The following is a 21,815-nucleotide window of genomic DNA, read 5'->3' as shown; positions in this document are numbered from 1 at the left end:
AAGACAAGGCTATGCTTTATCAACTATCTAAAGGGGGAAATCATGAAAAATATTTCATTCGTTAAAGAGGATGAAATCATTGTCGTTTTATGCGAAGAGGAAAATCCTTGTACTTATGAAGGACCAATCGACGAAATCGAAGAAGTGCTCGAACTGATTGAAGAATGTGAAACTGTTTATAGAGTTTTACGACTCGATCTGACAACTTCTCATGCTGAAGATATTACGGAACAAATGGCGGATTTTTATGTCGAAAATCATGAAATAAATGAAGAAAATACACAATTGCAGCCCTTCATTTTGAATAGTGAAGCTTATCATGCTTGTTTAAATGAAAGAGCGGCTTGCGATTATGAAGATAATCTCTATGGCTCTTATGAAAAACAGCATCGTTTACGCCCATGTGATGTCTTGACAGATTATTGGTGGTAAACATGCCAAGTTATCTCAAGACTTCGTATCAAGGGATTCCACTTTATTATGCTGGAAATATGCGGAATTTAATCAGACTCGAACCACAAAAACACAACGCTATACTTTTTATATCGCAAGAGGTGGCTCAGTCTATGGCAAAAAAATTGGAGGAAGAATATTGCCGCCATGATTTTTTCGTCGTGCAGTAGCAGGGTTGAAAAAGAATCCGCAATGATGGGCCCAAGTGCTTTTTCATTGCGGTGACAATGGTGCACGTTATGCTTTCGTTCTTGGGGGGGTGGGGAGCTTGGGAGGAGGAGCTTTGCGGGGATTTTCTTAGCCGATATGGAAAGGAGGGCATGAAGAAAAGAGCCCTATATATGGGGAATTGCGGACGCTTGTGTGTGGGGGGCAGTTGCCGGCTGGTTCATTGGGGGGGGGTAAGGCAATGAAGCAGCAGCGGGTTATCCAGTGGGGTTGGAGTGATATGAAAGCATGCTGGAGAACAAAAATGAAGGCTTAGGGGGAAGAGAAGCAGCAGTACAGACAGGTTCCAACCTATAAAAAGGCACGTTCAAGGGGGAAAAGAGCCGGTTTTTGTGTTTTTGCGGCATGCAAGTAGGGAGCTTGGAATGATACCTAAAGCATGCTGGAAAATGGAAGGAGGTGTTTGACGGGGGAGGTCGTTAAAGCTTGTTTAGACATATTGGGACACGTGGGGGGCTTTGGGGTGCTTTTGTGTTGAGTGCTGGGAGAGCGCAATGATGGGCCCAAGTGTTTTTTCATTGTGGTGACAATGGTGTGCGTTATGCTTTCGTTCTTGGGGGAGACGACTTGGGGGGGCTTAGCTGATATGGAAAAGGAGGGGATGAGAAACTTGTGGGGAGGAGGGATGTTGGGGGGAAGCTTGTTGGGGAAAATGTTGGTGGTTGGCTGGTTAAGAGGGAGAACGAGTGGGGGGAGAGGAGAGCTTGAAGCGTATGTAAGGCATATGCTGGAGGGGAGATATGAGGTGTGGAAAAGGGGCAGCCGTACAAGCGTTGAGGAGATGTCAATCTTTAAAAAAAGTTCCGTGTAGGGGGAAGGAGTAGAGTGTTGGAGGAGGGGGAAAAGTAGAGGGCTTGGAGCGCAGGGAGTGCAAAGAGCTTGGATATGAATGTGAAAGCATGTTGGGAAATGAGGGAAGGTGTTTGAGAGGGAAGAAGAGGAAGGCGCTATGGGAGCGCGGTTCTGACCGTTTTTGTATTGAGCCTTAGAGGGCAATGATGGGCGAGAGGTTTTTTTATCGGGGAGAAAATATCACGCGTTATGCTTTCGTCTAGGGAGGGCGCCGCTTGGGGGCTTAACCGATATGGAAAAGGAGGGGATGAGAAACTTGTGGGGAGGGGGATGTTGAGGGGGGCGTTTCCAACAGCTTTTGTGATTTCAGCAGCACAATATTTAAGGATGCTGTCATTCTTAGTGGGGAATGCATCTTAAAAGATATGAATGTTTCAAAGAGAATATGTTGCAAAAAAAAACACCTTAAAGATGAAGGGGAGAAATACTATGCCAATCATTATCGATTGTATTCAAGGAACAGAGGAATGGCAGCAAGCGCGTAATGGTTTGATTACGGCTTCGTTGTTTGAGATGGTTATGGCACGAACAAAACAAGGGCAAAAAACGTCACGCTATCAGAGTGTGATGATGAAATTGGCGGGAGAAAGAATTACAGGAAAAACTGTTGATGAAGGGGCAACACTTTCTATGCGACGTGGGACAGAATTAGAACCAATCGCACGACAGCTTTATGGGGAACTTACACATACAGAACCTGAATGTATTGGCTTTGTTTTGGCAGATGACCGCAGACAAGGATTTTCCCCCGATGCTTTTGTGGGAAAAAATGGCTTATTAGAAATTAAAACAAAAAAACCTGAAATTTTGATCCCTCATTTCATGCAAAAGAGCTTTCCAGCAGAACATAAAGCACAATGTCAAGGGGGATTATGGATTTCTCAACGCGAATGGGTGGATTTAATGCTCTATTGGCCGGATATGCCTCCTTTGATTAAACGGGCTTATCGTGATGAAGCATATATTTGCAAGCTTGAAAATGAAATTAGCCGTTTTAATGAGGCTTTGGAGAAGATGGTACAGCAAATTAAATCGGTTGAGACAGGTTTTCATATAAGAACAGAAATTGCTTTGAAGGAGGGAGAAAGCGGGGAGTTTGGAGCGCATGCAAGACGTATGCTGGAGGGCAAAACAAGAATGAGGCGGGCAAGAAAGGGATCTTGTGTAGCGTTGAGGAGAGGCAAAGTTCTATAAAAAGGAAAGAGCAGAGGGGGAAAAGAGCAAAGCATATGTTGGAAGAGGGTGCTAAATAAGGGGGCGCAAAGAGTGCAGGGAGCACAAAGAGCTTGGTCATGAATGTGAAAGCATGGTGGGAAAATGGGGAAAGAAAGGGTGCTTGGAGCGCATGCAAGGCGGCGCGGTATGCTGGAGGGGAAAACGAGAATGGGGAGTAAGGCTAAGTGTTCAGAGGTATGGAGGCTGTGATTTTGGGTGCTTTTGTGGTGAGTGTTGGGGGGGAGCCGCAATGAAAGGGCTGAGTTGCTTTTTCATTGTGGTGACAATGGTGTACGTTATGCTTTCGTTCTTGGGGGGGGAGAGCTTTGCGGGGGCTTGGGGGATTTTCTTAGCCGATATGGAAAAGGGGGAGATACGCGGCTTTGGGAAGAGAAATGTTGGAGCGGGATGAGGAGGAAATAGTGGGGATGAAGGGGGCAGGTCGTTATCCTGTGACTTGGAGTGACACGAAAGCATGCTAGAGAACAAAAATGAGGTTTAGGGGGAAGGGAAGCAGCAGTGCAGACAGGTTCCAACCTATAAAAAGGCACGTTCAAGGAGGAAAAGAGCTGGTTTTTGTGTTTGAGGAGGGTGCAAGCAAAGAGCGCAAAGAGTGTAGGGAGCGCAAAGAGCTTGGTCATGAATGTGAAAGGCATGGTGGGAAAATGTGGGAAGAAAGGGTGCTTGGAGCGCATGCAAGGCGGCGCGGTATGCTGGAAGGGAAAACGAGAATGGGGAGTAAGGCCAAGTTGTTTAGAGATATGGTGGTGTGATTTTGGGTGCTTTTGTGGTGAGTACTGTGGGGGAGTGGCAATGATGGGCCAATTGCTTTTTCATTGCTGTGACAATGGTGTACGTTATGCTTTCGTTCTTGGGGGGAGAGAGCTTTGCGGGGGCTTGGGGGATTTTTTTTAGCCGATATGGGAAAAGGATGTAGGGGCATGAGAAAAAGTCTGTGTGGAGTCAAGTGGGCTTGTTGGGGAAAAGATTGGGGGGCAGGTTGTGGAAAAAAATAGAGGGGTGGAGGAAACGGGAGAATAAGAAAAGAACGGATAGAGACATTATAATCTTTATGTTTTTCTACACTACCTTGTTATAGAAAATCAAAAATTACCACACCTTGTGAATTCACTGCGGGACTGATCTTAAAGCTCTTCAAAAGCACTGATCAATAGATACTTCTCCATATAACTTTGATAAATGATATTAGTATGATCCCGAAGATAAATGCACCAATATTTACCAAATATCCTTTTATACTGATGAAAATTAATAACCCTATACTTATTATTCCTAGTGGTATATTCCACGTAAAAAACGAAATATAGGTATTATTCCACAAATAATGAAAATTACATTCATGATACTACCAATTACATGCTCGGTATTATCTTGTCGTCTGTTCTCTTGCTTTCTACTAATTTCAGAAGCCTTGTCATTATCTTTAAAAGTTTTATGATAGAACTGATTGTAAGCAGCTCTCTTTTGAGGATCTTTAAGAACTTCATAGGCTTCACAAATTTTTCTGAATTTTTGTTCTGCTTCGGTACTAGAATTATGATCAGGGTGGTATTGCAGAGCTAATTTACGAAAAGCAGATTTTATCTGTTTATCGTTGCATGCGTAGCTTACACCAAGAATTCCATAATAATCGTCTTCATTTACTATCATTAAATACAGCCACTTTGTGTATTGCTCTTATTTTATAAGATCGTTTAATTGATCTCTTTTGAATGTATCGACATGTGTTATTTTTATGTTAGAAATATGGTGAACATTGTATTGAGTGGCATGGCTGTACTTGGGGCTATTGTCTCTAAATGAGAGGAGATACAGTTCAAAACGCTTAAAAATGCAGGGTGTTTTTAATATTTTAGAAATATTTTTTACAAAAATAGATTAAAAGAGAGACGATAAATCAAATGTAAAAGGGACGGCAATAATAGCCAAGGTTGTCATTATTGTAAATAAACAGGCAGGAACCTTAAATCTAAAACGCCAAAGTAAACTTATGGGAACAGACATTATCGTTGTTATTACGAATGCTACGATAAACCATTGCAGGAATAAGTTCATTATATTAATTTCATTATTAAAATGATTTTGATTAAGACGATTTTGTTTTAGTTCTTCCTCTGAAACACAATCGATAATAGAAAAGCCATAATAAACAGGAAATTTTCCACCTGGACAAGCGCTAACAGAAAATTGTTCAAGCTCTAACCATTCTCTTTCGCGTTCTTTTTCTAATAGCTTCTTTTTTATTTTCTGTCTTATATATTCTTTTGAAATACAATTGATCGGAGAAGTACTTCCAACAAAAAGACCATCTGTTGTACATCCACTCGTTGTATGATGCGTAAATAAAACAGCGCTTATTACGATAGCGAAGAAAATAAAGTGTTTAAACATAAGGTATTTATTGTCGTTTGTTTCTGATGAGCTTTTATAAGTCATTTCTGTTGAATAAATCAATATGTGTTATTTTTGTGTTGAAAATATACGTAAAAACGTATTTAATAAAAATGGTTATAATGATCATAATGTGTCTAAATAAAGGTGTGGTACTGGCTAAAACCCCGCATATGTGGGGTTTTAGCTTATTGGAGGAGGTATGACAGCAGAAAATATGCAGAATATATAAGGGGATCTGTAGCCAAAATGGTTGTCCTAGGGTGGGGAGAGTAGGCAATATCCAAAATACTCCAAATGAAATATACTTGTTGTTGTACATTCACGCACTTGTTTTAATAAAGATATCTCGCTCTAAGCTCATTTCACAGCCATTTTATGCCGGCGTTCATAAATTTCATACTGGCGCTTGTGAATAATATCGTGAGGGGTATAACGGTCAAGCCCCGTAAATTATAAACCCCAGAGGTTATAAAACCCTGTAGATTATAAACATTGCGTACCCTATCTTACTTTATGAAAAAGTAAGTTGGTACTATTGGGGGCCCGTTGCCAAAATTGCGGCATGGGCTGTAGCTCTTGAGACGATTCATAATCTCGTTTACTGGGAGGCTTCTTACGAAGAGATATGCTTTTCTTGGAAAGTTTCTCGCCATACGGATCTTTCTGTTTGTGAACTGTAAGCGAAGAGGAGTGATTGATTTCAATAGAATAGAGGGGGAGAGAATTTTTTGCTCTTCGGATTCTTATGCAAGAGGAATAACGCTATCTGTATCAATCAAAGTATTCGTATAAAAAAGATGCTTGTTGAAAGAGGGATGGCTTAGAACACGTGGAAAATCATAGTGTATAAAATTGGTAATGAGGGATCTTCTTTGAAACCGCGGGCTATCAATTTTCTGGTATATGGGATGTTTGCCATATGGGATTTTTGCCATATGGGAGCGTGGGGTGGCTTCTTGAAAGCTTTATTGAGGGGGATTTTATCACTGTTTGGTTTTTGCTTTTGGTAAGGGGTGGGGAGAATGGGAAAGGCGTTGAGAGGAGGTTCTGGAAATGGCTCTGTTAGATTTGTTGTAAATGACGAATAGGATCGATGAAGCTTATTCTAATTTTTACAGGGAATACTTGTGTTGCTTGAGGTGGATAGAGAGGCTAGAAAGATAAGATTATTCGTTTTGGGTCGGATAAAGGTATCAATGGGATATGTTCAAACAATGAGTTTATAATAATTCATTATTGAGATTCAATTTGAATTTCAATGAGAGCCCGAAATAGTGTGAGATGTTCTTATTTCAACCCTTCTTATTCAGACGCTCTTATATTGAATCAAGTAAAATCGTTTGTTTGCATATTACAAACAGGGTGAGCTTGTGGGGAAAAATATTCAAGAAATAAAATATTGAAAAAATAAAAATGCCTATACCGTCTCAAGTGCTAAGAGCTGTTGCAACAGTGAGGCTTGGTAAAGAGAAGGAGTAAAGGGGGACAATCTTACAGAAATGAAAGAGAGGGGAGGCAAGGAAAGGGGGAGGCAAGGAAAGGGGAGGCAAGGAAAGGGGTGGGGGGATATTCTTTGGGGGCGGTCAATTTCAAAAGCCGTTCGTAAGGCATTTTAGAGATTAAGCGTGGCATTGAGGCTCTTGATTTTGAAGCTACTGATTTTGAGGCTATTGAAGCGCATGGTTTAAAGGATGGAGGATTTGATGAAGCCGATGAAGGTTGGGGAAAAGATTTAGGCTTATAGGGAAGACTTATAAGGGCAAGAAGAGAGAGGCAAAAGAAGAATAAAATGGTGCTGCGAGAGAGGATTGAACTCTCGACCTCTCCCTTACCAAGGGAGTGCTCTACCACTGAGCTACCGCAGCCCTTTTCAATCTTTGCGCTGTCTTGTGCCATATTGTCAGAAAATAGGCAAGAGAACATTTGTATATTCTTGCAAGAAAACGTATCTTATGTCATGACATATGTTTCTTATATGCTTAAATATTTAAGGTTATGAGTTGCTTGGATAGAAGCTCAACACTGTTTAAAAGGTTGCGCAATGACACAAATGCATCAAAAACAAAAACAAAATGAAATTAATCATCAAGATGAAAAAGCAAAACGACGTCAAGAAAGATTGGCACAACAATTGCGTCAAAACCTGAAACGTCGAAAAGAGCAAAGCCGAAAAAGAGCACAACCAGAGCTCTAAAATGCAAAAAGCTCTAAAATGCAAAAAAATGTTTTTTAGTAAATTTTTGCAACCAAACTTCTCAATAATTTGTTCTCATAGTTAGAATGCGTTCTAAAACGATTAATAAAGCATAACTTCCCGAAGGGGGACAATCCTTTGGAAGGGCAGGCACAAAGGAAAAGAGGGAAAACACGATGGATTCTATTCAAATTGTTGGGGGAAAAAAACTTCAAGGAACAATTCCTATATCAGGGGCAAAAAATGCTGCATTGCCTCTTATGATTGCGGCGCTGCTGACAGAAGAAACGCTCACTTTAGAAAATATTCCGCATCTGGCCGATGTTGAATTGCTTATTCGTATTCTCAATAATCATGGTGTTGGATATGCCGTTGATGGACAAGAGTTTAACGATGAATGTGTGAATTCAAGAACAATTCATTTTACGGCGCAAAAAATAGCCACAACACGGGCACCATATGAACTGGTGAAAAAAATGCGTGCAAGCTTTTGGGTTATCGGACCACTGCTTGCACGATGTGCAGAGGCTTATGTTTCGCTTCCTGGAGGATGCGCTATTGGAACAAGACCTGTCGATTTTATCCTTGAGGGACTTAAAACTTTAGGCGCACAGATTACGATCGAAAATGGATATGTTCATGCAAAAGCGCTAAAGGGGTTAAAAGGTGCTCACTATCGTTTCCCTAAAGTCACTGTTGGTGGAACCCATGTGCTGCTGATGGCGGCGACAATGGCAAAGGGAACAACCACTCTTGAGAATGCAGCTTGTGAGCCAGAAGTGACAAACCTTATTCGAACCCTGAATGCTATGGGGGCTCAAATAACCGGTGAAGGAACAACAACGCTTACAATTGAAGGGGTTAAAAAACTCAACGGTGCTAGAGTACGCGTTATTGCTGATCGAATCGAAGCGGGAACATATGCAATGGCTGTTGCTATGACGGGAGGAGATGTCTTTCTTAAAAATGCAAATCCTAATCATCTCACAAAAGTGCTTAAAGTTCTCCAAAAAACAGGACTCGAGATTCAAATAGAACCTCATGGAATTCATGTTAAGAGAAATCCAAAGAACACCAAAATTATGCCCGTTGATATTAAAACAGGACCTTATCCTGCTTTTCCAACGGATCTCCAAGCACAATTCATGGCGCTCATGACACGGGCTGAAGGAAGCGCGCATATTACAGAGACGGTTTTCGAAAATCGTTTTATGCATGTTCAAGAACTCAATCGCTTAGGAGCACAGATAAAGCTTGATGGGCAGACGGCAACCGTTTATGGAACAGAGAATTTGCAAGGGGCTCCCGTTATGGCGACGGATTTGCGCGCTTCTGTTTCTCTTGTAATTGCGGCATTGGCAGCAAAGGGAGAAACAATCGTCAATCGTGTTTATCATCTTGATCGTGGATTTGAGAGATTAGAAGAAAAATTGGCTCGTTGTGGCGCAAAAATCCAACGTATCACAGTGTAAAGCTTTCAAAGATATGCTCCAAAGAATGGCTTTGAGAGGTTGCTTGGGGGGTGGCTGTTGTGTGGGCGGCATGCTTTCATGACACGGGGTTGAGGGAAGCGCGCATATTACAGAGACGGTTTTCGAAAATCGTTTTATGCATGTTCAAGAACTCAATCGCTTGAGGGCGCAAATAAAGCTTGATGGGCGAGAGGGCAACTATCTCATGGAACAGAGAATTTGCAAGGGGGGCCTCATCATGGCGACGGATTTGCGTGCTTGTTGTTTCTCTTGTGATTGCAGCCCTCTTACTCTTGTTACATTGGCAGCAAAGGGAGAAACAATCGTCAATCGTGTTTATCATCTTGATCGTGGATTTGAGAGATTAGAAGAAAAATTGGCTCGTTGTGGCGCAAAAATCCAACGTATCACAGTGTAAAGCTTTCAAAGATATGCTCCAAAGAATGGCTTTGAGAGGTTGCTTGGGGGGTGGCTGTTGTGTGGGCGGCATGCTTTCATGACACGGGGTTGAGGGAAGCGCGCATATTACAGAGACGGTTTTCGAAAATCGTTTTATGCATGTTCAAGAACTCAATCGCTTGAGGGCGCAAATAAAGCTTGATGGGCGAGAGGGCAACTATCTCATGGAACAGAGAATTTGCAAGGGGGGCCTCATCATGGCGACGGATTTGCGTGCTTGTTGTTTCTCTTGTGATTGCAGCCCTCTTACTCTTGTTACATTGGTAGCAAAGGGAGAAACAATCGTCAATCGTGTTTATCATCTTGATCGTGGATTTGAGAGATTAGAAGAAAATTGGCTCGTTGTGGTGCAAAAATCCAACGCATCACAGTGTAAAGCTTTCAAAGATATGCTGAATGCTTTGCGCTGTGGTTGAGGGGGGGGGCGATTGCTTGGGGGCGTTTTAACACAATGTTTGCTTGTTGGGAGGGGCTGGGCTTGGGGCGCTGGGCTTGGCTGGTGCATTTTTAATGGTTTACTCTCTTGCTTGTGGAATTTTGGAGCCGTACATTCTTGATGATTTTCTCAATAGTTCTTTCAAATCTCCATCTTTCAAGGGTATGGCTTTTGTGGCTGCTGTTTTCTTTTCGGAATGGTTTTTCTTTCGTGTAAAGTTTTGCTTCTCTCACTCTTGAGGAGGCTCGTGATTATTGTCTAAGTTTCGTTCATGGCGCTCATGACGCGGGGTGCATGACACGGGCTGAAGGAATCGCGCATATTACAGAGACGGTTTTCGAAAATCGTTTTATGCATGTTCAAGAACTCAATCGCTTGAGGGCGCAAATAAAGCTTGATGGGCGAGAGGGCAACTATCTCATGGAACAGAGAATTTGCAAGGGGGGACTCATCATGGCGACGGATTTGCGTGCTTCTTGTTTCTCTTGTGATTGCAGCCCTCTTACTCTTGTTACATTGGCAGCAAAGGGGAAAACAATCGTCAATCGTGTTTATCATCTTGATCGTGGATTTGAGAGATTAGAAGAAAAATTGGCTCGTTGTGGCGCAAAAATCCAACGTATCACAGTGTAAATCTGTAAGATGTCTCTCAAAAATGGCTTTGGGAGGGGGTGATATGTTGTTAGGTGTGCTTTTGGGAGGTGTGATCTCAAAAATAAAGGGTTATTAGTCCTCTCAATAAACGTGGGTTTTATTTCATGGTTTTGGAGTTTTTACGAGCGGGCATAAAAGTTTGAGAGGCGGGGGTGGAGCTCATAAAATAAAGACTGTTTTTAAATTTTATTGCTAATTTCATGAAATTACTTTATTGGTAAGAGAATGTTTTGGTCGTCTACGCAGCGATCAACAGGGAATGAAAGCCCTAAAGTTCAGTACATAAGATTAGCCTACTTTTGTAGGTATCCCGGGATTCCGGGAGTTTTTGCCATGTCCAGGTGCGATGAGCACTAAAAGCAAAAAAAGCTGACTGAACTCAGTACTTTCAGACTCCCGGAATACGCATAAGAGGCGCTCGCAACCGGCAGGGGAGCTTGAAGTGAAAGCTAAAAATCCACACTTTAACGATATTTCGATAGGCAGAAAAATTCGCTTTAAAAGAACAATGCTGGGAATGCCGCAAAAGAAATTAGGTAGCCAGTTAGGTGTGACTTTTCAACAAATCCAAAAATATGAAAAAGGCTCTAATCGTATAGGAGCTGGGCGTTTACAAGAAATTGCTGATATTCTCAATGTTCCCATTTCTTTTTTCTACTCCGATCTCTCGACAAAAGAAAATGCCTTGTATTGCTGTGATGAAGGGATCGCAAGTAAAGAAGAGCACATCCTTTTGAAAAGTTTTAGAGAGCTCAAACCTAAAAAGCAATTTTAAGATTAAATTTTCGTTAGAATCAAAAAAAAGATTAAAGAGGCTCTTGCTAAATAATAAATTATTATATAAAGCTTTTTCTAGAGAAGGGGGTTAACATTTCTCCTCCCCCCCCCCCCGCAGAAATGTCCAAATAAAACCTCCTTCTCATCGTTTTAAAAATCACGAAAAATTTTATCTTTTATCCTTTATTTTTTTTAAAAGAGTGACTTATTTGTGCTAGAAAAGTTGCTGTATTAGGCAAATTGGAGGGTGGGGTGTTTTTAGTAGGGATTTGGGAAGGGCTGGAAAAGTCGTCTTGTCAAATAGAGTTCTCAAAAGAAAATCTTGGAAAGAAACTATCAAAGGGGTGGCTTAAAAGAAGCTACCAAAAATCCGGAACTTCAGGCTTTAAATGAGGACCAATCCGTACTGCCGAGACCTTTTCTGCTAAACCGGTGCGATCTGAAATCTCAACCGCTAAACCACAAAGGGTGGCAGGACCACACGCCGGTTCAAAACGATCTTGCTTCGTCTTATAAAGAAAACGGTGTAAGGGTTCTTCTTTATCCATTCCAAGAGAGGAGTTATAATCTCCACACATGCCTGCATCTGTTAAATAGGCGCTCCCACCTTCTAAGATCTGCGCGTCAGCCGTGGGAATATGCGTATGGGTGCCAACGATAACACTCACACGACCATCAAGAAAATGGCCAAAACATTGCTTCTCGCTTGTCGTTTCTGCGTGAAAGTCAAAAATAATCGTATCGGCTTGCTCCATCAACGAACAGGCAAGCAGAATATTTTCCGCTGTTTCAAATGGATCTTCTACTTTACACGGCATAAAAACGTTGCCCAACAGATTGGCGACAAGAACACGGGCGCCATTTTTTGCCGTAAAAACACCAGAACCTTTTCCAGGAGTTTCTTTCGAAAAATTGGCAGGGCGTAAAAAACGATCACTCTCATGGGCATACTGCAATGCTTCTTTGTGAGAAAAAGCATGATTACCTGTGGTGACAACATCAACACCGGTTATCAAAAGATCTTGATACGTTTCTTGTGTGAGACCAAAACCACCAGAGGCATTTTCACCATTTACCACAACAAAATCAAGCTGCCATTTCTCAATCAGTTGAGGAAGGTATTCAAAAACAGCTTTACAGCCTGTGCTACCAACAATGTCACCTAAAAATAAAAAACGCATAGGCGCTTTAATCACATTTTAACATTTTAAGAAACCTTTTTCTGTAAAAATTCCTTGTACCTGTAGATCGTGTTCTGCTGCGGGAATAGAGGAAACCTCCTGACATGAAAATCCTATGCCCCATAATATCATTTGATGCCCTTGTTTTTCAAGAGCTGCAACAGCACGGTCATAGTATCCTCCTCCATAGCCAAGACGGTGACATTGACGATCAAATGCAGAAAGCGGAACAATAATATTATTGGGGGCAACAACGTCATTGTCTGCACCCGGACCAAAGGTGCCAAAACGCATGGGCTCTAAAATCGTGCTGGGCGAAAATGCACGGAAAATCATGGTGGTGGAATCAAGAACTGCTGGTAAGGCTAAATGCCCACCGCGTAACGCTACAGCATCCAGTAAAGGACGCGGGTCAATTTCCGATTTAATGGGCCAATAGCCTGCTAAAATGAGGCGTGAAAAATCGGTTCCCTTCTTTTCAAGGTATTCAATAAAGTGGCAACAAGCACGCTGCGAAAAGAGTGCGCGCTCTTCTGTTAAAAGAGCATCACGACGCGATAAACCGCTTTTGCGTTGCTGTGTGCGAAGAGATGAAGCAGATTCACAGAGGGGATTTTGTGTCATTGTCTCGTCAATTGTTTTAATAAGATGCTGGTATTTTATCCATTGTTGGCGTTTTGTAAATCTCTGTTAGGATAAGAGCTGTGCTCATGAAAAAAAGCATGAAAAAAAGTGTGTGCTCTTTATAAGGGGGTATCTTGGTGCGATAAACCGCTTTTGCGCTGCTTGCGTGCGAAGGGATGAAGCAGATTCACAGAGGGGATTTTGTGTCATTGTCTCGTCAATTGTTTTATAAGATGCTGATATTTTATCCATTGTTGGCGTTTTGTAAATCTCTGTTAGGACAAGAGCTGTGCTCATGAAAAAAAGTGTGTGCTCTTTAGGGGGTATTTTGGTGCGACAAGCCGCTTTTGCGTTGCTGTGTGCGAAGGGGTGAAGCAGATTCACAGAGGGGATTATTTGTCATTGTCTCGTCAATTGTTTTATAAGATGCTGGTATTTTATCCATTGTTGGCGTTTTGTAAATCTCTGTTAGGACAAGAGCTGTGCTCATGAAAAAAAAAGCATGAAAAAAAGTGTGTGCTCTTTAGGGGGTATTTTGGTGCGACAAGCCGCTTTTGCGTTGCTTACGTGCGAAGGGGTGAAGCAGATTCACAGAGGGGATTATTTTGTAAGTGCTGTCTGTTTTATAAAATAAAGCTTATCGTAATTTTTATTTCTTGAAAAGAGAGTATCGTCATTGGTCTTATGTAAAAGGACGCTCTCAATTTTAGCTGGAAAAATTTGATGTAAAAAAGTTATATAAATAAAGGGTGATCCACAACAGCCGATGGAAAAAGCTGATCCCGGGAACCTATACAAATAGGTGGGCGCCATATGAAAAAGCCCACGGGCTTGATCAGGGACAGCTCCCTTGGAGATCATTAAGGTCTCAGGAATACGTTATTTCCTGTCGAGAAGCGCAGAACACCCTCCTTAATATAAAACAATTTCAGAGCTTCTGCTAGAGATAAAATAACCTCGCTCTCTTCTTTTTCATAAAGTATTTCAGGAGAGATTGATGATATTGTTGGTGGTTGCTCAAAATGGCTGTATGATGGATGGCTTATTCAAAGTAAAAAAGCAAAAAATATGAGTGGGGGTGGGTGATTGAGTGACGCAGAACGGTTTATTGGCAATGGCTTGATTGGCTCTTTTGGGACAGTGCTTGATTTTTATGTTTCGGGGGTAATGCTTGGAGGAGTTTTGAAAGGAATATTTCTTATTCAAGGATGTTGGTTGAATTGGTGTTGCACCTTTGAAGTTTTTGCTTTGTGAAGCCATATTTCAGGGCTGTTTTATCAACTTTGAGGGGTGGAGGAGAGCCGATACGGTATGTGCTGCTATGGTTTGAAGCTCATAAATAAAAAACAGACGATGACAGTTTATCAGAGGCGCTAAGCGATGTTTTAAGCTTTTTTCAAAAAGTATTTTTTGAGGATCGTGTTTTATCATCTTTTTATCCATGATGGAAGGTGTGAAAAGAAGAAACGGCGTGAAGAGGACTTAGGCGTGAAGCCCGTATGCTTGCTATGAGAAGAAATTCTGTAAGGGGCATATTGGCAGTGTTTGGAAGATGCCTTCAATACAAAAAAGGTCCAAATTCAAAAAAAGGCACTGTGAATTGTGTGGGGGGTGATGGGGTGGTTATAAGCAGGGGCAGTTTATTGAGTGGAATGTGAAGCCGGCTTGCGTCTTATCTAGGTTTGAAAGGATGCCGTAAAGCGTCTTGTTCTTGAATGGTTTTAAAGAGCTTGGGGTGATTGTTCGTCTAACAGAGCTTGCACGCGCTTTTGAATCCTGCGCATTTGTGGAGTGTAATCCAAAGCTGTTTCATCAATCTTAAGTGCCAAGTTTTGAACGCTCTGTTGCTTCCATGGTAATGGCTAAGTTTCAAAAAAAGGCACTGTGAATTGTGTGGTGGTTATAAGCAGGGGCAGTTTATTGAGTGGAATGTGAAGCCGGCTTGCGTCTTATCTAGGTTTGAAAAGATGCCGTAAAGCGTCTTGTTCTTGAATGGTTTTAAAGAGCTTGGGGTGATTGTTCGTCTAACAGAGCTTGCACGCGCTTTTGAATCCTGCGCATTTGTGGAGTGTAATCCAAAGCTGTTTCATCAATCTTAAGTGCCAAGTTTTGAACGCTCTGTTGCTTCCATGGTAATGGCTAAGTTTCAAAAAAAGGCACTGTGAATTGTGTGGTGGTTATAAGCAGGGGCAGTTTATTGAGTGGAATGTGAAGCCGGCTTGCGTCTTATCTAGGTTTGAAAAGATGCCGTAAAGCGTCTTGTTCTTGAATGGTTTTAAAGAGCTTGGGGTGATTGTTCGTCTAACAGAGCTTGCACGCGCTTTTGAATCCTGCGCATTTGTGGAGTGTAATCCAAAGCTGTTTCATCAATCTTAAGTGCCAAGTTTTGAACGCTCTGTTGCTTCCATGGTAATGGCTAAGTTTCAAAAAAAGGCACTGTGAATTGTGTGGTGGTTATAAGCAGGGGCAGTTTATTGAGTGGAATGTGAAGCCGGCTTGCGTCTTATCTAGGTTTGAAAAGATGCCGTAAAGCGTCTTGTTCTTGAATGGTTTTAAAGAGCTTGGGGTGATTGTTCGTCTAACAGAGCTTGCACGCGCTTTTGAATCCTGCGCATTTGTGGATAGTAATCCAATGCTGTTTCATAAGCTTTAAGAGCAAGTTTTGGACGCTCCGTTGCTTCCATGACAACGCCAAGTTCAAAAAAAGCACTATAATTGCGCGGCTCAAGTTCAAGAGCATGGTTGAGATCAAGCAGGGCAAGTTTGAAATCGTTCAGTTGAATGTGAATCCAAGCGCGTCTTATCCAAGCTTCAGAATGAGTAGGTAAAAGTGCAAGAGCATTGTCAATATAATCAAGCGCAAGTCCATAATCGTCGCTGTTGAGTGCATTTTCGGCCCATGACATTAAAAGATCAATCGTCTCACTCCCCGATTGGGACCATAAATGTTGAAGTTGTTGACTGATCTTTTTCGCTTTAGCAACATCAGCACAATATTTCAACTCTTTGAGTAAACGTGAAATTTCTGCTTCTTTGCGCTGCTTAACTCTGTCAACATGGGAAAGCTGCTCTTTGTCAAGATCTTCAAGAATAACCGCCGAGGAATCAGAATCGGAGGGCGTTGAGGAAGGGGGAGGAGAATTGGGAATAAGATCATCTAACGGTAAAAGCGATTGTGGAGAAGGCCGATCTTCAGGAAGAGAAGGAGGATTTTGCCCATAGCTCGAGGGAACAAAACAAAAAACGCCAACAAAAAAAAGAAAAAACGCGCGCTGAAAAATACAGAAAAAACGCAGCTGAAAAAATCGAAAGGCTTTTAAAAAAATAGAAGAATCCATAAAAACAAGCCCCCAAAAGATAAATCACCAAATATTATCAAATACTAGACTTGTAATCAACGGACTTATAACCAAAAAAACGCAATAAAATTTTTTTAAGCCTACAATCAAAGTAGGCATAAAAACATTGATCCTAAAGAAATTAGTCCTAAAAGAATTAGCCCTGACGTGCTCTAAAACGTGGGTTCGTTTTATTAAGAATATAAACACGACCCTTACGACGCACCAAACGATTGTTACGGTGGCGCTCTTTTAGTGCTTTAAGCGAATTTTTAATTTTCATCATATTCACCGTTTAAATAGTTTACGTAACACAATACTATAATACAATATTAAAACACGAAAATACAATATTACAACCCCAATAGACTGCTTACTCTATGAGCCTTGCATTGCGATATCGTACTTGCATGATAACATCACACGATACACTTTTTCACTGTGATCACAAAAAGAAAAGCGCACTCTTAAGGTACGCATTAACCACTTCATTAGCACAACGATAAGTGAAAATTGCAAAAAAGTAGGAGAGATTTAACAAGAAGTCTTATTCTTGTCAAGGGTATATCCCTTACAAATTCCTTAGGGTGTGTTAAGGGTTGGCCTTGAAGGTAAAAATTTTCTCGTAAAAAAAGGACACAAAAAAGCACAAAGAGTGGAAAAAAGTAAAAGCCTTGTCAGCTTTAAACAAATAAGCTCTGTTAGGGAGTGTTGAAAGATCAGGAGCGCTGTTGAGCCGTTGGATTGTTGAAGTGGTGTGGGTTTTTGTCGTTAAGGGCAAGGTGTGGCTTCTTAAAACGTAAGGGGCTTGTTTGTGGGGGCTCGTGAAGCCCTGTCAGGTGCGTGCGCCGGCTTGAAATGCTTGAAGTGGGGAGAAGAGGGGGAGCCGTTGGATTGTTGAAGTGGTGTGGGTTTTTGTCGTTAAGGGCAAGGTGTGGCTTCTTAAAACGTAAGGGGCTTGTTTGTGGGGGCTCGTGAAGCCCTGTCAGGTGCGTGCGCCGGCTTGAAATGCTTGAAGTGGGGAGAAGAGGGGGAGCCGTTGGATTGTTGAAGTGGTGTGGGTTTTTGTCGTTAAGGGCAAGGTGTGGCTTCTTAAAACGTAAGGGGCTTGTTTGTGGGGGCTCGTGAAGCCCTGTCAGGTGCGTGCGCCGGCTTGAAATGCTTGAAGTGGGGAGAAGAGGGGGAGCCGTTGGATTGTTGAAGTGGTGTGGGTTTTTGTCGTTAAGGGCAAGGTGTGGCTTCTTAAAACGTAAGGGGCTTGTTTGTGGGGGCTCGTGAAGCCCTGTCAGGTGCGTGCGCCGGCTTGAAATGCTTGAAGTGGGGAGAAGAGGGGGAGCCGTTGGATTGTTGAAGTGGTGTGGGTTTTTGTCGTTAAGGGCAAGGTGTGGCTTCTTAAAACGTAAGGGGCTTGTTTGTGGGGGCTCGTGAAGCCCTGTCAGGTGCGTGCGCCGGCTTGAAATGCTTGAAGTGGGGAGAAGAGGGGGAGCCGTTGGATTGTTGAAGTGGTGTGGGTTTTTGTCGTTAAGGGCAAGGTGTGGCTTCTTAAAACGTAAGGGGCTTGTTTGTGGGGGCTCGTGAAGCCCTGTCAGGTGCGTGCGCCGGCTTGAAATGCTTGAAGTGGGGAGAAGAGGGGGAGCCGTTGGATTGTTGAAGTGGTGTGGGTTTTTGTCGTTAAGGGCAAGGTGTGGCTTCTTAAAACGTAAGGGGCTTGTTTGTGGGGGCTCGTGAAGCCCTATCAGGTGCATGCGCCGGCTGAAATGCTTGAAGTGGGGGAAGAGGGGACGCCGTTGGATTGTTGAAGTGGTGTGGGTTTTTGTCGTTAAGGGCAAGGTGTGGCTTCTTAAAACGTAAGGGGCTTGTTTGTGGGGGCTCGTGAAGCCCTGGCAGGTGCGTGCGCCGGCTTGAAATGCTTGAAGGGGGGAGAAGAGGGGGAGCCGTTGGATGGTTGAAGTGGTGTGGGTTTTTGTCGTTAAGGGCAAGGTGTGGCTTCTTAAAACGTAAGGGGCTTGTTTGTGGGGGCTCGTGAAGCCCTGTCAGGTGCGTGCGCCGGCTTGAAATGCTTGAAGTGGGGAGAAGAGGGGGAGCCGTTGGATTGTTGAAGTGGTGTGGGTTTTTGTCGTTAAGGGCAAGGTGTGGCTTCTTAAAACGTAAGGGGCTTGTTTGTTGCGGGCTCGTGAAGCCCTGTCAGGTGCGTGCGCCGGCTGAAATGCTTGAAGTGGGGGGAAGAGGGGACGCCGTTGGATTGTTGAAGTGGTGTGGTTTTTGTTGTTAAGGGCAAGGTGGCTTCTTAAAACGTAAGGGGCTTGTTTGTTGCGGGCTCGTGAAGGCCCTGTCAGGTGCGTGCGCCGGCTGAAATGCTTGAAGTGGGGAAGAGGGGGAGCCGTTGGAATTGTTTCTTGTATTGGCTATACGCACATAATATCATGCCGATAGTTTCAAACGTCCCCTTATGAAAAATCTCATACCCTCAATATGGGTCATCAATAACTGGTAATCACATTAAATACGTCTAGAAATATGAAAATAAGGATTATGGTATTTTAATACCACGTTTTTCACGACTTTTTTTATTTATTAATTTCTTTATTACATTTTTGAATTGCTAAGTTTAGTCCTGTAAGCGCTTTACGGTACAGTTTTCGATATTTAATGGTAGAATAAACAAGCCAAACGGATAATGTTATTATTGCACAACCGACAATAATCCCTAGAATGCGCCCTAATATTATAGCTTCAGTCATTTTCTCTCCTTATTGTATTTTGATTAGCAACCGCTTCGTCTAGTTGTTTCATTACTTTTTTCAGTTTCTTCTTTACTATGATCCGTAGCACCAAAGAGATTGGTATCGAACCGTACAGAATTAATCCGCATATCAGCCCGATTAAACTTGCAGCATCCATTTGAGGTTTATCCGCATGGCCTAATATTGAGAGAAAAATGTATAAACAGACGCTTATAAAGATTATGAATATAAACTCTCTCAGTGAAACAACACCAGCCTTTAATGTTTCCTTAACTTCTTTTTGGATATCGAGGACTAAGTCCCATTGAGAAGATGTATCATTTTGTTCTTTTGGTGATGCATCTGATAGGTTTGGTTTTGTCATGTTGATATTCGTTTGTTTCTTGAAGGTTTTGTCTTTTGATAAAGCGAATAACTCAGTTTCTCAGACTATGTTTATGAAATGAAAAAAGATTTCTGTAGTTGTTTTAATTATAATACGAATGACTTGCTACGTCTGTAGCGCATCTTCCCTTTATTATTATGAGGCATGTACAATTTTTCGTGCCGCTGTATAAAAGATTCGTTTTGTGAGTACAATTATATTTTATGACTAAACTATAGGCGAAGAGGCATTTAATATTGAAGTGTTCATATTGGCTAGAATTTACTTAAGAGAAGCGTGATTGTTGATAGATCGGCACAGGAATCTTCGTCCTTGAGCGCGGTTAGGCGCGCAAATTTGAATAATGTAACTTTATAGGGGAAAGAACGAAGGCGATAGACATAACGGAGGTCACAAATATTACAAATGTTAAAGTGAGTGATATTTTAAGCGGTTGGTGTTTTAGCGTGTAAGCTAAATTTACGGTTTTCTTTCAGTGTGGAGTGTATGTACATCTGCTCTTTTAAGCCTTATCGCGAAATGAAATAAGGAGAGACGCTTCAAGCCCTAGAAAATACGACACAGGTAATATCGCCTTATGAGGGGAGAGAGGATATTGCTATGATGGATAAGCTTAGTACTGTAATTATATCTTTGACATGAAACTCAAGGGGTGGTGCGGAGCGGCGCTTGGCACTTTTGTGAAAGAATGAACACAAGAAGGGAGACTAGAGGCAATGAGAACGCATTGTTAGAATGCTCTCTATAGGCCGCAAGAGGTAAGTTTATCCTCTAAAGGTTGGAATTAAAAGGCTTAAAGATTGGCATTAAAAGAAAAATGAAGGGGCTGCGTATGTTATAGGGGAATATTTATGCTGTGGGAGGTGGAGGGGTAGTGAAGTTGGGGGTTGGTGGATTGTTTTGAGCCGTGGGGGGATATTTTTGAGAAAAGGAAGGGGAGAAGAGCTAGGGGGTGGAGTTGAAGGGTTGGGAGCGCTTGTTGTGCTGCTTGGATATTGGTGTGGAGTGAAGCTTTGTTTTTAAGGGCGGATGAGATGTTCGTGTAGGATGAAGCGGTTTGGAGGGGGAAGAGGTGATGTTTTTAAGAGAGAAGGAGCTTGTAGGAGGGCTTCACGCCCTTTCAGGGGAGAATTAAAAGGTTAGGGGCGCTTTTGAAGCCGATGGATATCGGTGTGGGGGGAGAGGTTGTTTTTTCAGTTCATTTAGGGGAAAAGTGTGAAAAAGTATTTGTATATATGTGGGCTTAAGATTTGTTGGCTGGTCCCAGTAATTGGATGATATGCCCCATTTTGCGGTTGGGGTGAACAGTGCTTTTGCCATATAAATGGATCGAGGTGCGCTCTTGCTTCAGAAAATATTTTAACGTGCTAAAATTGTTACCAAGAAGATTGGTCATTTGGCAATCGCTATGGCGATAGGGACTGCCTAAGGGAAGTCCGCAAATAGCACGGATATGCTGTTCAAATTGTGAAGTTATGCATGCCTTTTGTGTCCAATGACCAGAATTATGGACACGCGGTGCTAATTCATTCACTAAAAGATGACCATTCGTTAAGACAAAAAGTTCAATACAAAGAACACCAACATAATCGAGGGCATCCATGACTGTTACACTGATTTCTTGAGCTGCTTTTTGCACGTCAAGTGGAATATGTGATGGAACAAAGGACTTATGAAGAATACCATTTTTGTGTTGATTTTCAGGGCAGTCATAAAAAATATGTTCTCCTTGTTTTGTACGTGCCGAAAGAACCGAAATTTCCGATAAAAAAGGGACTATTTCTTCTAAAATACAAGGCTGTTCCTGAAAAGTCCTTAAGGCTTCGTCAAGGGTTTGTTCATCTGGGTGATCAAGCTTGATCTGGTTTTTTCCGTCATAACCAAAACGACGCGTCTTTAAAAGACCACGTCCGCCTAAGGTATCAAGAGCGGAAAGAAGAGAAGAAGAATTGTCAACAGCGTGCCATAACGCGGTGCCAATCCCTTGATCACGCAAAAATTGCTTCTCAAAAAGTCGATCTTGCGTGATCTCTAATGCTTTGGAAGAAGGATAAACAGGCTTACTCTTTTCTACATATTGAACCGTTTGAAGCGAAAGATTTTCAAATTCATAGCTGACAACATCACACTGAGAAATAAAATGATCTAAAGCTGATATATCGTCATAGGAGGAAACAATATGGTTGTTTGCTGTTTGAGCGGCTGGGCAATCGGCTTCAGGGCAAAAAATAACGGTTCGAAATCCTAATTCTGCGGCCGCTATGGCGAGCATCCGCGCTAATTGTCCCCCCCCGATTAAACCAATGACGCTGCCTGGAGGTAACATGGTGAAGGGAGTGGTGTTGGACGAGGTGGTGTTGGCTAAGGTGGTGTTGGAGGGAGTGGTGT

The 21,815-nt window shown here is 42.2% G+C and carries 24 protein-coding genes, 1 tRNA gene, 1 other RNA gene and 3 pseudogenes; 16 read left to right on the top strand and 13 right to left on the bottom strand.

The window, feature by feature from the left end:
* Positions 1-42 precede the first annotated feature (42 nt).
* The 8 genes from ACFIMK_RS01325 to ACFIMK_RS01290 all read left to right on the top strand — a co-directional run bounded on the left by ACFIMK_RS01325 (position 43) and on the right by ACFIMK_RS01290 (position 3,521).
* Positions 43-432 carry a hypothetical protein gene (locus tag ACFIMK_RS01325; protein WP_375627718.1) on the top strand — a complete coding sequence of 130 codons (390 nt, stop codon included), beginning with the start codon at positions 43-45 and terminating at the stop codon, positions 430-432.
* A gap of 2 nt (positions 433-434) precedes the next feature.
* Positions 435-623 carry a hypothetical protein gene (locus ACFIMK_RS01320; protein WP_375668415.1) on the top strand — a complete coding sequence of 63 codons (189 nt, stop codon included), beginning with the start codon at positions 435-437 and terminating at the stop codon, positions 621-623.
* 179 nt (positions 624-802) lie between these two features.
* The gene (locus ACFIMK_RS01315) at positions 803-937 is read left to right on the top strand and encodes a hypothetical protein (protein ID WP_375682960.1); all 135 of its coding nucleotides are present in this window, start codon (positions 803-805) and stop codon (positions 935-937) included.
* 285 nt (positions 938-1,222) lie between these two features.
* Positions 1,223-1,492, top strand: coding sequence for a hypothetical protein (locus ACFIMK_RS01310; RefSeq protein WP_375611645.1), 270 nt, complete (start codon positions 1,223-1,225; stop codon positions 1,490-1,492).
* Positions 1,493-1,722: 230 nt separating this feature from the next.
* A complete protein-coding gene (locus ACFIMK_RS01305) occupies positions 1,723-1,893 on the top strand; it encodes a hypothetical protein (RefSeq protein WP_375638470.1) in 171 nt (56 codons plus the stop codon).
* 69 nt (positions 1,894-1,962) lie between these two features.
* A complete protein-coding gene (locus tag ACFIMK_RS01300; protein ID WP_375646990.1) occupies positions 1,963-2,727 on the top strand; it encodes a lambda exonuclease family protein in 765 nt (254 codons plus the stop codon).
* Positions 2,728-2,998: 271 nt separating this feature from the next.
* A complete protein-coding gene (locus tag ACFIMK_RS01295; protein ID WP_375613608.1) occupies positions 2,999-3,160 on the top strand; it encodes a hypothetical protein in 162 nt (53 codons plus the stop codon).
* A gap of 79 nt (positions 3,161-3,239) precedes the next feature.
* Positions 3,240-3,521: a hypothetical protein gene (locus ACFIMK_RS01290; protein WP_375693505.1), complete on the top strand. Its 282-nt coding sequence runs from the start codon at positions 3,240-3,242 to the stop codon at positions 3,519-3,521.
* Positions 3,522-4,179: 658 nt separating this feature from the next.
* On the opposite strand, the pseudogene ACFIMK_RS01285 reads toward ACFIMK_RS01290, so the two are convergent.
* The 3 genes and pseudogenes from ACFIMK_RS01285 to ACFIMK_RS01275 form a co-directional block, all read right to left on the bottom strand.
* Positions 4,180-4,419, bottom strand: a pseudogene (locus ACFIMK_RS01285) (DnaJ domain-containing protein); the annotation flags it as partial.
* 228 nt (positions 4,420-4,647) lie between these two features.
* Positions 4,648-5,205: a hypothetical protein gene (locus ACFIMK_RS01280; RefSeq protein WP_375693504.1), complete on the bottom strand. Its 558-nt coding sequence runs from the start codon at positions 5,203-5,205 to the stop codon at positions 4,648-4,650.
* Positions 5,206-6,953: 1,748 nt separating this feature from the next.
* Positions 6,954-7,028: transfer RNA gene (locus ACFIMK_RS01275), tRNA-Thr, on the bottom strand.
* Positions 7,029-7,204: 176 nt separating this feature from the next.
* Here ACFIMK_RS01275 and ACFIMK_RS01270 point away from each other — a divergent pair.
* The 6 genes and pseudogenes from ACFIMK_RS01270 to ACFIMK_RS01245 all read left to right on the top strand — a co-directional run bounded on the left by ACFIMK_RS01270 (position 7,205) and on the right by ACFIMK_RS01245 (position 11,153).
* Positions 7,205-7,357, top strand: a complete 153-nt coding sequence (locus tag ACFIMK_RS01270; protein WP_375607050.1) for a hypothetical protein — start codon at positions 7,205-7,207, stop codon at positions 7,355-7,357.
* Positions 7,358-7,533: 176 nt separating this feature from the next.
* On the top strand, positions 7,534-8,829 hold the full coding sequence (gene murA / locus ACFIMK_RS01265; protein ID WP_375693503.1) for a UDP-N-acetylglucosamine 1-carboxyvinyltransferase: 1,296 nt from the start codon (positions 7,534-7,536) through the stop codon (positions 8,827-8,829).
* Positions 8,830-8,929: 100 nt separating this feature from the next.
* Positions 8,930-9,247, top strand: a pseudogene (locus ACFIMK_RS01260) (UDP-N-acetylglucosamine 1-carboxyvinyltransferase); the annotation flags it as partial.
* A 136-nt stretch (positions 9,248-9,383) separates the two neighbouring features.
* Entirely contained in the window at positions 9,384-9,704 is a 321-nt protein-coding gene (locus tag ACFIMK_RS01255; protein WP_375682956.1) for a hypothetical protein, read from the top strand.
* A 314-nt stretch (positions 9,705-10,018) separates the two neighbouring features.
* A pseudogene (locus ACFIMK_RS01250) lies at positions 10,019-10,357 on the top strand (UDP-N-acetylglucosamine 1-carboxyvinyltransferase); the annotation flags it as partial.
* A gap of 463 nt (positions 10,358-10,820) precedes the next feature.
* Positions 10,821-11,153: a helix-turn-helix domain-containing protein gene (locus ACFIMK_RS01245; RefSeq protein ID WP_375682955.1), complete on the top strand. Its 333-nt coding sequence runs from the start codon at positions 10,821-10,823 to the stop codon at positions 11,151-11,153.
* Positions 11,154-11,514: 361 nt separating this feature from the next.
* Here the strand turns inward: ACFIMK_RS01245 and ACFIMK_RS01240 are convergent, their stop codons facing one another.
* From ACFIMK_RS01240 to ssrS, 4 genes are all read right to left on the bottom strand, one after another.
* A complete protein-coding gene (locus ACFIMK_RS01240) occupies positions 11,515-12,336 on the bottom strand; it encodes a TIGR00282 family metallophosphoesterase (RefSeq protein ID WP_375607046.1) in 822 nt (273 codons plus the stop codon).
* Between the two features lie 18 nt (positions 12,337-12,354).
* Positions 12,355-12,960 carry a 5-formyltetrahydrofolate cyclo-ligase gene (locus ACFIMK_RS01235; RefSeq protein ID WP_375638493.1) on the bottom strand — a complete coding sequence of 202 codons (606 nt, stop codon included), beginning with the start codon at positions 12,958-12,960 and terminating at the stop codon, positions 12,355-12,357.
* Positions 12,961-13,276: 316 nt separating this feature from the next.
* Positions 13,277-13,450 (bottom strand): hypothetical protein, encoded by a 174-nt coding sequence (locus ACFIMK_RS01230; RefSeq protein WP_375675213.1) that lies wholly within the window; start codon positions 13,448-13,450, stop codon positions 13,277-13,279.
* A 257-nt stretch (positions 13,451-13,707) separates the two neighbouring features.
* Positions 13,708-13,868: non-coding RNA, 6S RNA (gene ssrS, locus ACFIMK_RS01225), on the bottom strand.
* A 178-nt stretch (positions 13,869-14,046) separates the two neighbouring features.
* Between ssrS and ACFIMK_RS01220 the strand changes: the two genes are divergently transcribed.
* The gene (locus tag ACFIMK_RS01220; protein ID WP_375681367.1) at positions 14,047-14,214 is read left to right on the top strand and encodes a hypothetical protein; all 168 of its coding nucleotides are present in this window, start codon (positions 14,047-14,049) and stop codon (positions 14,212-14,214) included.
* Between the two features lie 1,298 nt (positions 14,215-15,512).
* On the opposite strand, the gene ACFIMK_RS01215 is transcribed toward ACFIMK_RS01220, so the two are convergent.
* From ACFIMK_RS01215 to ACFIMK_RS01205, 3 genes are all read right to left on the bottom strand, one after another.
* A complete protein-coding gene (locus ACFIMK_RS01215; RefSeq protein ID WP_375611659.1) occupies positions 15,513-16,298 on the bottom strand; it encodes a tetratricopeptide repeat protein in 786 nt (261 codons plus the stop codon).
* 157 nt (positions 16,299-16,455) lie between these two features.
* The gene (gene ykgO / locus ACFIMK_RS01210; protein ID WP_004863016.1) at positions 16,456-16,581 is read right to left on the bottom strand and encodes a type B 50S ribosomal protein L36; all 126 of its coding nucleotides are present in this window, start codon (positions 16,579-16,581) and stop codon (positions 16,456-16,458) included.
* Positions 16,582-17,017: 436 nt separating this feature from the next.
* Entirely contained in the window at positions 17,018-18,043 is a 1,026-nt protein-coding gene (locus ACFIMK_RS01205) for a hypothetical protein (protein WP_375693502.1), read from the bottom strand.
* 296 nt (positions 18,044-18,339) lie between these two features.
* On the opposite strand from ACFIMK_RS01205, the gene ACFIMK_RS01200 reads away from it, so the two are divergent.
* A complete protein-coding gene (locus ACFIMK_RS01200; protein WP_375675207.1) occupies positions 18,340-18,570 on the top strand; it encodes a hypothetical protein in 231 nt (76 codons plus the stop codon).
* 295 nt (positions 18,571-18,865) lie between these two features.
* Here the strand turns inward: ACFIMK_RS01200 and ACFIMK_RS01195 are convergent, their stop codons facing one another.
* The 3 genes from ACFIMK_RS01195 to ACFIMK_RS01185 form a co-directional block, all read right to left on the bottom strand.
* Positions 18,866-19,039, bottom strand: a complete 174-nt coding sequence (locus ACFIMK_RS01195) for a hypothetical protein (RefSeq protein ID WP_375611660.1) — start codon at positions 19,037-19,039, stop codon at positions 18,866-18,868.
* Positions 19,032-19,406, bottom strand: coding sequence for a hypothetical protein (locus ACFIMK_RS01190; protein ID WP_375682954.1), 375 nt, complete (start codon positions 19,404-19,406; stop codon positions 19,032-19,034). Before ACFIMK_RS01190 ends, ACFIMK_RS01195 begins: the two co-directional genes overlap by 8 nt.
* 1,264 nt (positions 19,407-20,670) lie before the next feature.
* Positions 20,671-21,753, bottom strand: coding sequence for a 5-(carboxyamino)imidazole ribonucleotide synthase (locus ACFIMK_RS01185; protein ID WP_375613631.1), 1,083 nt, complete (start codon positions 21,751-21,753; stop codon positions 20,671-20,673).
* Between the last annotated feature and the right edge of the window lie 62 nt (positions 21,754-21,815).

It is taken from the genome of Bartonella sp. AP280QHHD (genome assembly GCF_042196125.1).
GTDB lineage: Bacteria > Pseudomonadota > Alphaproteobacteria > Rhizobiales > Rhizobiaceae > Bartonella.
This window is presented reverse-complemented; position numbering and strand designations above follow the sequence as displayed.